Below are 12067 nucleotides of genomic sequence, written 5' to 3' on the forward strand. Positions count from 1 at the left end.
TGCACGCGCGGCTGGAGGCGGGGGAGGGCGTGGTGTGGCTGTCGGTGGATGGCGCGCCGCAGCCCCTGCTGGACCTGGAGGCCACGCCCGCGACGCCCGTCGCGGCGCCGGGCGTCACCGTGGCCGCCAGCGACATGGTGCTGACGCTGGGCGCGGACACCGGGACGCCGCTGGCGTTCACCGTGGAGCACCTGCACCTGGTGGCGGAGCCCGTGGGCCCGTTGGACCCATCACTGCGCCGCTCCGTCACCGCCCCGTCGCGACTGCGGACCGGCGACGTGGTGGTGCTGGGGGACTGCGAGGACGGCTACCGCATTGGCAAGCGGCGCTTCCAGGCGCTGGCGCTGGCGGTGGACGGCGACGAGGTGACGCTCAGCCGCCCCGTGGAGGGCGCCTGGGCGCGGGGTCGCACGCTGGTGTTCCAGGAGGAGTGCTTCTTCTTCCAGACCCAGCTGCGCCGCAAGGACGACCTGCTGAACCACCTGTACCGCTGCAGCGTGGACTACCGGGTGTCCGCGCTGATGGAGGAGCCGAACGCGCGCACCAGCGCCCGGCTCGTGGAGAAGCCCCTGGTGGATCTGGTCGCGCGGGGCGCTTCACGCTCCGCGGGCGGCCACCCGGGAACGTCGGTCACCGAAGTCGACACCGCCAAGCGCGGGGCCATCTGAAACCAGGAGGACGAACGTGCCAGAGCGATTGCATCCGGGCGTGTATGTCGAAGAGAAGAGTGCCGGCGCACGCCCCATCGAAGGGGTGGGCACCTCCACGGCGGCGTTCGTCGGGGAGACGGCGCGCGGCATTCCGGGAATGGCCTGGTTCCTCACCGGCTTCGCGGAGTACGAGCGCGCCTTCGGCGGACACCAGCCCGGGGAGGCGGGGCTGCTCGCCCAGGCGGTGGAGGCGTTCTTCGACTCGGGCGGCCGGCGCGCCTACGTCGTGCGCGTGCTGCCGTCGGACGCGGTGCCCGGGGTCAGCACGGCGCAGGTCACGCGCGCGGGCAACGGCCTGAATGCGCTCACCTTCCTGGCCCGGGGCGCGGGCGACTGGTCCGAGTTCATCCGCATCCACGTGAGTGACTCCACCAACTTCCCCACGGAGGCGTTCCGCGTGGACGTCGTCTGGACGGAGGCTGGCGCCACCCGCACGCTGGAGACCTTCGACGACCTGCGCATGGACCCGTCGGTCGAGGACTACGTCGGCGATCGCATCAACGACATCTCCCGTTACATCCAGGTCCGCGACGAGTACCAGGTGAAGCTGGCCGCTTCGGCCTCGGGCACGGTGCTCGTCGCCGGCCAGCCGCCCCGGCTCAAGGCCGCCGTGCCCACCAGCGGCAAGTACACCCTGTACGACGGCGCGAAGCTCCAGGTCGTCACGTCGGACGCGGCCCAGCCGGACGTGCCGCCCACGGTGCTGGACCTTCCCGTCACCCAAGCCCTGGTGGTCGCCGCCGTCCCGGGCGCCACGTTCAGCAATGGCCGGGTCCTCCTGTCCGCCGCCGACCTCAAGACGTTCCTGGACAAGGCGGTGACGACCGCGGCGCTCACCGGCACCTTCGTCATCAGCGGCACGGACTCGCCGGAGATTTCGCTCAAGGTGGCCACCGGGCCCACGCTCTCCTTCGCGAAGCCCATCGCTCCCGCGACCACCCATGACCTGGACGCGGCGGACCTCAAGGTCACGCTCGGCGGGCCGGGTGGGAACACGGTCGTCCCCATCCCCATCCTCGCGGCCGACGATGCGGCGGTGACGTCCGAGGAGCTGCGGGCGTCGCTGGCCGCAGCGCTCGCTGGCAAGGTCGCCTCGGTGGTCCTCGACGCGGGCAACGTCGTCGTCACCGGCCTGCCCACCGCGGCGGGTACCAACACCCTGGCCTCCAGCGGCACCGGCGTCACCGGCACCGCCAGCGCGGGGACGGCGGGACTGGCGGCGGAGCACTTCGACGGGCTCCAGCTCTCCATCTCCGAAACGCTCCAGCCCACGGTGCCGCCCATGCTCCGGCAGCTCGGCTTCGCGCCGCGCGCCCGGGGCTACTCGGCCAACTCACCCGCCAACCCGCTGGTGCGTCCCGCGAACATCACCCAGGTGCGCCTCCTGGGCGGCAGCGACGGCAGCGAGGCCCTGGACACCTCCGACTTCGCGGGTGACGCGAAGGCGCGCACGGGCCTGCACGCGCTGGACGGCGAGGACGTCAACCTGGTGGCGCTGCCGGGCAAGAACGAGGTCGCGTACATCTCCACCGGCATCGCGTACTGCGACAACCGGGGTGACTGCCTGTTCCTGGCGGACGGCCCCGGCGGCGTGGACAAGGACTTCGCCGTCGCGCCGGATGACGCCAAGCAGTTCATCGAAGGCCTGCCGTCGCGGTCCAAGAACTCGGCCATGTTCTATCCGTGGATCCGCGTGACGGACCCGGTGGGCGTGGGCCGCAATCCCACGCGGCTCGTGCCTCCGTCGGGCCACGTCGCGGGCCTCTTCGCGCGCACGGACAACACGCGCGGCGTGTGGAAGGCGCCCGCCGGCATCGAGGCGTCCATCTCCGAAGCGCTGGGGCTCCAGTACCCGGTCATCGACGAGGAGCAGGACATCCTCAACCCGGTGAACCTCAACTGCCTGCGCCAGTTCCCCGGGGTGGGCATCGTGTCGTGGGGCTCGCGCACGCTGTCGCCGGATCCGGAGTGGCGCTACATCCCGGTGCGCCGCACCGCGCTCTTCCTCAAGGAGTCGCTGCGGCGCGGCCTGCGCTGGGCGGTGTTCGAGCCCAACGACGAGCTGCTCTGGAGCCGCATCCGCAATGCCATCCAGGCCTTCATGCTGGGCCTGTTCCGACAGGGCGCGTTCCAGGGCACCACGCCCGAGGAGGCCTTCAGCGTGGTGTGCGACCGGAGCACCAACCCCCAGGAACTCGTGGACGCGGGGATCGTCACCGCGCAGGTGTCCTTCGCGCCGTTGAAGCCCGCGGAGTTCGTCGTCCTGGAAATCAGCCAGAAGAGCCTGCTGGCCGCCTGATGCCGACCCCCGTCCCCGCCAACGCGCGCAACCCGCTGCGGACCTACCGCTTCCGCCTGCGCATGGACACGTCCGCCGCCGGTGACTACGTGGCGGGCGTGCGCTCTGTCTCCGGCCTCACCGTCCAGGTGGGGGCCTACGAGGTGTGGGAGGGCGGCAACAACCTGCACCGCTATGCCCAGCCCCACAAGGTGAGCTGGGACAACATCGTCCTGGAGCAGGGCCTGGCGGTGGATGACACCCTGGAGCGCTGGGCGCGCGCGGTGCTGGAGTTCGTGCGCACCGGCAAGGCGCCCGGCGAAGCGGTGAAGCGCGATGTCTTCATCGACCTGTGGGACGAGTACGCCCACCCCACCGAGGTCCCCACGCCGGGCCCCGCCGAGGCGCGCATCCGCAGCTTCCACGTGCACAACGCGTGGGTGAGCAAGTACCACGCCCTGCCCAAGCTGGACGCCATGGCGGGGGAGGTGGCGCTGATGTCGGTGGAGCTCACCCACGAGGGTTGGGAGCCGGTGCCCCGGCCGCCGCCCTCGAAGGCCGCGCCGTCCGCGTCGCCCGCCTGACGTCCCCTTCTTCCTTCGAGGAGCCCGCCATGCCCCGATTCGTCGAATCCACGAAGCGCGACCCCTTCCGCAACTTCAACTTCCGCGTGCTGCTCAACAACGTGGAGGTGTACGCGTGCCGGAAGATCAGTGGCCTCACCGGCACGGTGGAGGTGGTGAAGTTCCGCGCCGGCAACAACCTCAGCTCCGTGGACGAGCTGTCCCCGGGCCGCGTGCACTTCGACACCGTCACGCTGGAGGCAGGGCTCACCAACGACACGGCCTTCCACGACTGGGCCACCCAGCTCATCCGCCACGAGGCCACCCCGGGCCTGCGCGCCGTGGAGCCCGAGTACCGGCGCACCGTGGAGATCCTCGTCTACGACCTGGACCAGAACAAACCGGTGAAGAAGTTCATCCTCCACAACGCGTGGGTCTCGAAGTTCACCGCGATGTCGGAGCTGGCCGCGGAGGCGAACGAGATCCTCGTCTCGATCATCGAACTCCAGCACGAAGGCTTCACCAGCGAGCCGGTGGCCTGACGTGCTCTTCGAGCCCCCCATCCCGGTGCTGCTGCCCCACGGCCTCTTCGACGAGGACGGCCGGTGCCACCGCCAGGGTGAGCTGCGCCCGCTCACCGGCCGCGAGGAGTGGGCGCTGGCCCAGGCGGGCGAGCAGCTCGACCCGCGCACCGTGAGCGCGCTGCTCGCTTCGTGCCTGGGGCGCTTGGGGGACTATCGGGATGTGGATGCGTCGCTCGCGGCGGCGCTGACGCGCGGGGACCGGCACCACCTGGCCCTGCACCTGCGGGCGCGGATGTATGGGGACCGGCTGATGCTGGTGGCGCGCTGTCCCGCGCCCGGCTGTGGCGCGCTGGCGGACGTGGACGTGCGCCTGTCCGCGCTGGCACCGGAGCGGCCGGACGCGGCCCCGGAGGTCCTCCGCGTGGTGTTGCCGGAGGGCACCGCCGAGGTGCGCGAGCCGACGGGCGAGGACGACGCGGCGCTCTGGGGCGCGGGGGGCACGCGCGAGGAACGCTCCGCGCTCCTGTGGTCGCGGCTGGTGGAGGTGGAGGGACGGCCGTTGTCCGCCGGGGACTGGAAGGCGCTGCCCGCGCGCTCGCGACATGCGGTGGCGCTGGCGCTGGCGGAGGGCACGACGGCGCCGGACCTGGGGTTGATGGCGCGATGCCCGCGGTGTTCGGCGTGGTTGGAGCTGGAGCTGGATCCGTTCTCGCTCCTGGCGCGCGAGCTGCGGGGTGGGGCGGCGCGGCTGGAGACGGAGGTGCACGTCCTGGCGTTCCACTACCACTGGTCGGAGACGGACATCCTGGCCCTGCCGCGCTCGCGGCGGTGGCGCTACCTGGAGCTGCTGCGCAGAGAGCTGGAAGGCCGTCCACTGGTGGATGGCTGGAGCTGACGAGAGGACGCACACGCCATGGCCCCACCCCCCGTGCATGGACAGGTCGGACTCACCCGCCGCGAGCTGGAGCGCGAGCTCGCGTGGATGCTGCGCACCGTTCCGGAGGACCCGCGCGAGCTGATCAAGCTGTTCACCCAGACGATGGTGACGCTCATCGACAAGAACAACGACGCCATCGCCCGGAGCCTCGCCCTGCGTGAGGCGTCCGGCGGCATCCGGGGCAACGGATGACACGCAACCTGGATCCGACCCTCCTCGCGTTCGATCAGCAGCTCGCTCGGGGGATGCTGGTGACGCTGCCGCAGACGGCGGAGGACCCCAAGGCCGAGCCGAGCGTGCGGGCGCTGCGCTTCCAGTACAACCCGGAGACGGTGACGCGCACCCGCGCGGGCCAGTGGGAGTCGAAGCCGGGCAAGACGCCCGAGCAGACCAAGGTCCTCACCGACGGCCAGCGCGGCGGCGGCCTGCACGCGAAGAGTGAGACCCTCGCGCTGAAGCTCATCTTCGACGTGACGGAGGCGCTGCTGCGGGACCGCGAGTGGGCGGGCACGTCCGGCGTGCTGCCGGAGCTGGCGCTGCTGGAGGGGATGGCGCTGGGCAAGGACCAGACGGGCGAAGAGGAGAAGAAGCCCGCGACGAAGCTGGTGTCGCTCACCCCCACGGAGCTGCTGCTGCTGCTGGGGCCGCGCACGTTCCCGGTGGTCATCACCGGGATGACCATCGTGGAGCAGCGCTTCGACACCGGGTTGTTTCCGCTGCGCGCGGAGGTGGACCTGCGCATGCGCATCCTGGAGGTGGGGGAGAACGCGGCCAACAGCAAGGTGGCCCAGGCCTTCAACAACCTGAGGGATCAGCGCAGGGAGATGGAGGACCTGGCGGCGGTGAAGGGCGCGGACGCGCAGACCCTCATCGCCCAGGCGCTGGAGCCGGGCCTCAAGTCGAACGGCACGGTGTAGCGGCCATGAGCGACCCCTCCTCGCGCAACAAGGACCTGCCGACGTACGCGGTGCCCCTGGGCGCGGGCGGCGCCACGGTGTCGCTGTACGTGCCGCGCGTGGCGCCCCGTCAGGCCACATCCCTCTTGCACAAGGTGGTGGCGGGGGACCGGTTGGACCTGCTCGCGCAGCGCTACTTCAGCGACCCGTTCCAGGCGTGGCGCATCGTGGACGCCAACCCCACCTTCGAACCCGAGGCGCTCCTGGAGCCGGGCACGGTGCTCTTCATTCCGGAGAAGCCCTGATGGCGGAGCAACGCGCGGCGTTCCTCCAACTGTGGATCGACGGGCAACCGATGACGGATGCCCGGGGCCGGGTGTCGCGCCTGGAGGTGGACGAGCGCACCGACGACGCGTCGTCATTCCACCTGTCGCTGGACATGGCGCCCACGGACGCCGGGGACTGGGACGCGCTGGCGGACGGACGCTTCCAGTTGCTCAAGCGCATCACCATCAGCTTCGGGCTGGGGGCGCCGGACAGCGAGGCGCCGGACGTGCAGGAGGTGGTGTTCGACGGCTACATCACGGCGGTGGAGCCGTACTTCGGCCCGTCGCGCGTGCCGGACTCGTCGCTGGAGCTGTACGGGCTGGATGCGTCGTGCCTGATGCACCTGGAGGAGCGCACGCGTTCGTTCAGCGGCCTGTCCGACGCGGGCATCGCGCGGCAGCTCTACGGTGAGTATGGCTTCGGGCTGGATGTGCAGGAGACGGCGCCGGTGCGCGACGCGGCCCGCGCGGTGGTGCTCCAGCGTGGCACGGACGCGGCGCTCCTCCGGTGGCTCGCGAGGCGCAATGGCTACGAGGCCTTCGTGGAGCGCAAGCCGGGCCCGGTGGGCGCGGGCGGCAACGCGGCGGCGGAGTGCGTGGGCCACTTCCACCTGCCCCGGCCGGACGGGCCGAAGCAGCCGGACCTGTCGCTCCTGCCGCGCTCCACGCCGTCGGTCATCGAACTCAAGGCGCGCTGGGAGAGCCACCGGCCCACGGAGCTGCGGGGCAACCACATCGACGAGCGCACGCGGCGCATCCGCTCGGCCACCGTGTCCGCGCCGCGCTTCCCTCGCATGGGGAGCACCAGCCGCGCGGACATCCTGAAGGCGCGGATGGCGGCGGTGCTGCCCAAGCGTCCCGACGTGAAGGCGGTGGGGTTGCAGTACGTGGACGTGCCGCACGACGTGCCGGAGGTGGAGAACCTGGCGTGGGCGGACTACCGCGAGGCGGACTGGCTGGCGGAGGCGAACGGCACGGTGCAGGGCCTGCGCTACGAGCGCATCCTCCGGGCGCGGCGTCCGGTGGGGCTCGTGGGGGCGGGCACGCTGATGGACGGCACGTGGTACGTGCGCGGCGCGCGGCACCGCTGGGTGTGGGCGGAGGCCCTGGCCCGCTACGAAGTGGACGTGGACCTGGCGCGCGACGCGCTCAACGGGGTGGCGTGATGGGCCGCGGTCTGCACTTCCCCTTCCAGTTGGGAGACCTGGGCACGCCCCGCACCGTGGGGCCCGCGCAGGTCATCCGGCAGCAACTGGAGCAGCTGCTCTTCACGCTGCCCGGGGAGCGGGTGAACCGGCCGCGCTTCGGGTGCGGCGTGCAGAAGATGGTGTTTGGCGCCGCGAGTCCGCAAGCCGCCGCGGCGGCCGAATACATCATCCGCCTCAACGTGCAGGAGTTCATGCGCGAGCAGATCCGGCTGGACGCGGTGAAGGTGACCGCCGAGGACGCGACCCTCTACGTGGACATCCTCTACACGCTGCTGGCGACGGGCGAGGAGCACGCGGAGCTGTTCCGCCGGACGCTGGAGGCGCCCCCGTGAGCGCGCTCGTCCTGACGCTGCCGCTGGAGGATTCGCTGGAGGCGGCGAACACGGCGTTGCAGACCGCGCCCCCGGGTGAGGTGGAGTGGGTGCTGCCCGTGGGCGTGGGCGTGCTCACCACCGACTTCGTCATCGGCTCGCCCGTGCACGCGCTGCGGCTGCGCGGCGGGGCGGGGGTGACGCTGAAGCTCGATGGAGGGTCGCTCGAACTCATCGGCATGGTGACGGGCCTGTTGGACGTGGCGGTGGTGGCGGCGGAGTCGGCGAAGGGCCTGGTCCTCAAGGGCGGTCGGGTGGAGGTGTCGGATGTGTCGGTGGCCGCCACCGCTTCGGCGGACTGCACGGCGCTGACGGTGGAGTCGCCTGACGGCACGGTGATCATCGACTCGCTCACGGTGACGGCAGCGCAGGGCGCGGACGCGACGGGGCTGCTGCTCCGGGCGCAGGAGGCGCGGATCACCGGACTGTCCCTCTCCACCGTGGAGGCTTCGTCCGGGGACGCCTTCGGCGTGCGGGCCGTCTGCCAGCGCTCGCAGTGGGCGGACGTGACGATTCGCGAGGTCCACGGCAGACAGGTGGGCGTGGGGCTGGAGCTCGCGGGCCTCTTCCGCGCGGACCTCTCCGGACTCACGGTGTCCAAGGTCTCCGGCGCCCGCGCTGTCGGGGCACGGGTGCTGGTGGCCCGCGAAGAGGGCGAGGGCCTGTCCGCGGTGGACGTGTCCGTCAGCGAGGTGAAGGCACTGGAGGCGCAGTGGGGCGTGGGGCTGCTGGTGGGCGCTCCGGGTCCGCTCCAACTGCGCGGCTTCACCGTGCGCGAGGTGCGAGGCGCGTTCGCGCTGGGCCTGCTCGCGCTGGGCGGGCGCGGCATCGAGGTGGGCCTCGGACAGGTGGAGGAGGTCCTGGGTGGCACCGTGGCCACGGGCATGCGGGTGCTGGGCGGACCTTCGCTCTTACCGGTCGTCGTGCGCGACGTGGAGGTGAGTCGCGTGGCGGCGGCGCCGGTGCCCGTCGGTGCCCAGCCGGCCCCGGCGTGGTCGGACTGGCTCACCGCCGCGCTGGAGTCCCTGGCGGGCGCTGTCTTCGGTCCGCTGACGCTGCCTGCGTTTCCGTCGGACGCGGACGTGGTGGGCCTGCACGTGGCGGCGCCGCTGGGCGGTCTGGAGCCCGTGCTGGACGTGGGCACCCCAGGGGAGCTCTCCGTCGAGGACTGCTCCCTGTTCGTCATCACCGGCACCGCGCTGCAACTGGAGGGCGGGCTGCGCACCGCGCTGGTGCGGCGCACCGAGGCGTGGACGTCCGTGCACGCGGGCTGGCTCCAGGCGGAACAGCTCCTGCTGGCGCAGCTCACCTGGCACCGCCATGCGCACGGACTCCGGCTGGGGCCGGGCGAGGTGCGCGCGTATGACTCGCTCTTCACGGCCATCGTTGGCGCGCCCTTCGCGTTGGAGACGGACGCGGAGCTGTCCTCGGCGCTCGCGCTGTTCGCGGAAGGATCGGGGCCGCCGTTCCTGGCGGTGGGCCCGCTGCCCTACGTGACGCCGGGGACGCCGACGGTGCCTCCGGTGCTGCTCACCGGAAGCCTGCCTCCGCCGGAGACGGTGGACCTGCGGTTGGTTCCGGAGGCGGCGGTGTCCCGCGCCGCGGTGGTCGTGCCCGGGGATGGTCCCAGGGACCCCGCGCCCTTCGTCGGGGCGTGGGCTCCGGACGTGGTGCCGGGCTGTGACGTGCGCGATCCGCAGCCCCGTCCGTGGCTCGCGGCTCCGGAGCGGCCGGCGCCCGGCGCGCTGGTGGACTACCTGGCCCGGGATGCCCGCTCGCTGCTGGCGGTGATGCTGGAGCGGGCCCGCACGGTGATGGCGCCGTGGGAGGACCGGGGGCCGGCGGACTTCACGACGATGCTGCTGGAGGCGGTGGCGGCGCAGCTGGACTCGCTGGCCTACCAGCAGGAGCGCGCGGTGGTGGAAGGCTTCCTGGAGGACGCGCGGCTGCGTCGCTCCGTGGAGGACCATGCGCGCGCGCTGGACTGCGTGCCCGACCCGGGCCTGTCCGCCACGGCGATGCTGCGCTTCCGGTTGGACGCGGACGCGCTCGCGGTGCTGGTGAAGGCCCGGTTGGAGGAGCTGGACCTGTCTTCGCTTCCTCCCGGCACCACGGCCCTGGAGTTCCTCACCGGCGGGGGCGTGCTGGAGATTCCGGCGGACACGCTGGTGGCCAACAGCTCCACGCAGGAGCAGTCGCTGGTGTTCGTCACCGAAGCGCCCCTGTCGTACTTCCCGCGCCTGGAGTCCATCCCGCTCGCGGAGTCGGTGCTCGTGGGGGACACCGGGGCCACGCTCGCGGGGGTGTTCCCGGAGCTGGAGCCCGGCCGCTGGCTGGTGCTGTACCGGGGACGCGGCGAGGGCGGGCTCGTGGTGCGCGTGACGTCCGTGGCGCTCGCCACCGACACGACCTTCATCGGATGGGATCCGCGCCGGCTGGCGACGGAGCCGTTCCTGGCCCCTGGCGATCCAACGCCGGGACCCCGCGCGACGGTGCTGGGCAACGTCGTGCCCGCGCACCATGGGCTGCCGGTGACGCCGCTGCCGGAGGGGTTCGAGGCGGACTCGGCGGAGCCCTTCGCGCGCAGCCTCGCGCAGTGGCGCGCGTTGCTATCACCCATCGTGGACGGCAGCCGTGAGCGCGAGGTGGTGCTGCCCTTCCACCCCATCAGCGTCCAGGCCACCGGGTATCCCCTGCCGGGAGAAGAGGGGCGGCGCGGGACGGCTCGCATCCAGGTGAGCGTGGAGGACGACCCGTGGACGCTGGTGGACGACCTGTCCGTGCAGGGGCCGGGGGATGAGGTCGTCGTGCTGCGCGCGACCCCTACGGGCGGCGCCAGCCTCCGGTATGGGGATGGCGTCAACGGCGCCGCGCTGCCGCCCCGCCCGACGGCGCTGGGCCTGTCGCTGCGCGTGGGGCTGGGGACGGTGGCCAACGTGGGGGAGGGCGTGCTCACGCGGCTCCTCCAGGTCCCGCTGGATGCGCAGCGGTCGGCGTCGGCGGGCGCGCTGCTTGAGCAGTCGATGGACGACGTGCGCCTGCTGGTGCGCGTGGACAACCCGCTGCAAGCGGTCGGGGGACGCGACCCGGAATCGCTCGACTCCCTCCGCTACCGCGCGCCAGCGGGCGTTTCCGAGCCGCTGTCGGCCGTCACCGTCGAGGACTACGTGCGCCTGCTCCAGCGGATGCCGGAGGTCGCGGGGGCGTCCGCGCGGGTGGTGGCGAGGGAGCTGCGCACCGTCATCCGCGTCACCGTGCTGCTGCGCGACGAGGACACGCTGGACCGCGATGAGATCCTGCGCCGGTGGGCGGGCGTGCGGCGGCGGCTGGAGGAGATCCGCCTGTTGGGCGTGGACGTGGAAGCACTGCCTCCCCGGTGGGTGCCGCTCGACTTGGATTTGGAGGTGGACGCCGCGCCGCACGCGCAGGCGGATCAGCTGCGCGACGCCGTGGTGGGCGCCATCGCGGGGGACGGCGGTCTGTTGGATCCGGACCGCTCCGGGCTGAACGGCGATGTGCAGCTCGCGGACCTCTACCAGGCGGTGCTGCGCGTGGCCGGGGTGACGGCGGTGCGGGTGAAGCGCTTCCGTCGGCTGGAGTCGCACGCGCCGGAGCGGCTGGCCGAAGGGGTCATCCCCATTGGACCGGAAGAGGTGGCCACCGCGCGCGGCGGCTTCTGGCCGGGCTCCGAAGGGGTCCTCACCGTGCACGTCTGTGGAGGGCTGCGATGAGCCGCGTTCCCGCCACGCACCAGGCGCTGACACACGAACAGCTCCGCACCCGGCTGGGTGAAACGGCGCGCAATACCTTCGCCCGCGTGGACGAGGCGCCCACGTGGAACCCGCTCGCGTACGCGGCGCCGTCCTCGGTGGACCTGGGGCGCGGGGTGCTGGACAGCGTGGCGCTCGCGCTGCACGTGCTGTGGACGTACCAGCAGGCCTGGGCGGAGGAGTGCTTCCTCACCACCGCTCGGCTGGAAGGGTCCGTCTCCAAGCTCTTGGGGCACATCGGCTACCGGCCGAGTCCGGGCACCGCGGCGGTGGGCCTCCAGCACTTCCGCTGCAAGGCGAACGTGAGCGGTACGTTGCCGGCGGGCTTCGCGGTGACGTCGGCGGCGGAAGGAGAGGAACTGGCCGCCACCTTCGAGACGCTCGCGCCCCTGCGCCTGCTGCCGGAGCTCAACGAGCTGCGCGCGTTCATGCCGCCCCTCGCGGGCTCTGAAGCGGGGACCGGCGGTGGGACGGGCACGGGTGG

General features: G+C 72.3%; 12 protein-coding genes. All 12 read left to right on the forward strand.

Going from position 1 to position 12067, the window contains the following annotated elements; genetic code table 11:
- A partial coding sequence (locus D7Y13_RS45925; protein WP_158626173.1) for a hypothetical protein occupies positions 1 to 668 on the forward strand: 668 nt, incomplete at its 5' end.
- Positions 669 to 684: 16 nt separating this feature from the next.
- Positions 685 to 3009 (forward strand): phage tail sheath subtilisin-like domain-containing protein, encoded by a 2325-nt coding sequence (locus D7Y13_RS29275; RefSeq protein ID WP_120536919.1) that lies wholly within the window; start codon positions 685 to 687, stop codon positions 3007 to 3009.
- Positions 3009 to 3572 (forward strand): phage tail protein, encoded by a 564-nt coding sequence (locus tag D7Y13_RS29280; RefSeq protein ID WP_120536918.1) that lies wholly within the window; start codon positions 3009 to 3011, stop codon positions 3570 to 3572. Before D7Y13_RS29275 ends, D7Y13_RS29280 begins: the two co-directional genes overlap by 1 nt.
- A gap of 29 nt (positions 3573 to 3601) precedes the next feature.
- On the forward strand, positions 3602 to 4093 hold the full coding sequence (locus D7Y13_RS29285) for a phage tail protein (RefSeq protein WP_147444486.1): 492 nt from the start codon (positions 3602 to 3604) through the stop codon (positions 4091 to 4093).
- 1 nt (position 4094) lies between these two features.
- Positions 4095 to 4970 carry a hypothetical protein gene (locus tag D7Y13_RS29290; RefSeq protein WP_120585504.1) on the forward strand — a complete coding sequence of 292 codons (876 nt, stop codon included), beginning with the start codon at positions 4095 to 4097 and terminating at the stop codon, positions 4968 to 4970.
- An 18-nt stretch (positions 4971 to 4988) separates the two neighbouring features.
- On the forward strand, positions 4989 to 5204 hold the full coding sequence (locus D7Y13_RS29295; protein ID WP_120536915.1) for a hypothetical protein: 216 nt from the start codon (positions 4989 to 4991) through the stop codon (positions 5202 to 5204).
- Complete coding sequence (locus D7Y13_RS29300) at positions 5201 to 5929, forward strand: hypothetical protein (protein ID WP_120536914.1); 729 nt, start codon at positions 5201 to 5203, stop codon at positions 5927 to 5929. The genes D7Y13_RS29295 and D7Y13_RS29300 overlap by 4 nt, the downstream gene beginning before the upstream one ends.
- 5 nt (positions 5930 to 5934) lie before the next feature.
- Complete coding sequence (locus D7Y13_RS29305; RefSeq protein ID WP_120536913.1) at positions 5935 to 6213, forward strand: LysM peptidoglycan-binding domain-containing protein; 279 nt, start codon at positions 5935 to 5937, stop codon at positions 6211 to 6213.
- Complete coding sequence (locus tag D7Y13_RS29310; RefSeq protein WP_120536912.1) at positions 6213 to 7400, forward strand: phage late control D family protein; 1188 nt, start codon at positions 6213 to 6215, stop codon at positions 7398 to 7400. The genes D7Y13_RS29305 and D7Y13_RS29310 overlap by 1 nt, the downstream gene beginning before the upstream one ends.
- Positions 7400 to 7774 carry a GPW/gp25 family protein gene (locus D7Y13_RS29315; protein WP_120536911.1) on the forward strand — a complete coding sequence of 125 codons (375 nt, stop codon included), beginning with the start codon at positions 7400 to 7402 and terminating at the stop codon, positions 7772 to 7774. The genes D7Y13_RS29310 and D7Y13_RS29315 overlap by 1 nt, the downstream gene beginning before the upstream one ends.
- Positions 7771 to 11544, forward strand: a complete 3774-nt coding sequence (locus D7Y13_RS29320) for a baseplate J/gp47 family protein (protein ID WP_120585506.1) — start codon at positions 7771 to 7773, stop codon at positions 11542 to 11544. The genes D7Y13_RS29315 and D7Y13_RS29320 overlap by 4 nt, the downstream gene beginning before the upstream one ends.
- Positions 11541 to 12067: hypothetical protein (locus D7Y13_RS29325; RefSeq protein ID WP_208734502.1), on the forward strand; the 527-nt coding region annotated here is incomplete at its 3' end. The genes D7Y13_RS29320 and D7Y13_RS29325, both read left to right, overlap by 4 nt.

This window comes from Corallococcus praedator, assembly GCF_003612125.1.
GTDB classification, from domain to species: domain Bacteria; phylum Myxococcota; class Myxococcia; order Myxococcales; family Myxococcaceae; genus Corallococcus; species Corallococcus praedator.

Coding starts and splice junctions, on each gene's coding strand:
- D7Y13_RS29280 (WP_120536918.1), top strand. CDS start 3,009: ATGCCGACCCCCGTCCCCGCCAACGCGCGCAACCCGCTGCGGACCTAC.
- D7Y13_RS29305 (WP_120536913.1), top strand. CDS start 5,935: ATGAGCGACCCCTCCTCGCGCAACAAGGACCTGCCGACGTACGCGGTG.
- D7Y13_RS29315 (WP_120536911.1), top strand. CDS start 7,400: ATGGGCCGCGGTCTGCACTTCCCCTTCCAGTTGGGAGACCTGGGCACG.
- D7Y13_RS29310 (WP_120536912.1), top strand. CDS start 6,213: ATGGCGGAGCAACGCGCGGCGTTCCTCCAACTGTGGATCGACGGGCAA.
- D7Y13_RS29285 (WP_147444486.1), top strand. CDS start 3,602: ATGCCCCGATTCGTCGAATCCACGAAGCGCGACCCCTTCCGCAACTTC.
- D7Y13_RS29300 (WP_120536914.1), top strand. CDS start 5,201: ATGACACGCAACCTGGATCCGACCCTCCTCGCGTTCGATCAGCAGCTC.
- D7Y13_RS29295 (WP_120536915.1), top strand. CDS start 4,989: ATGGCCCCACCCCCCGTGCATGGACAGGTCGGACTCACCCGCCGCGAG.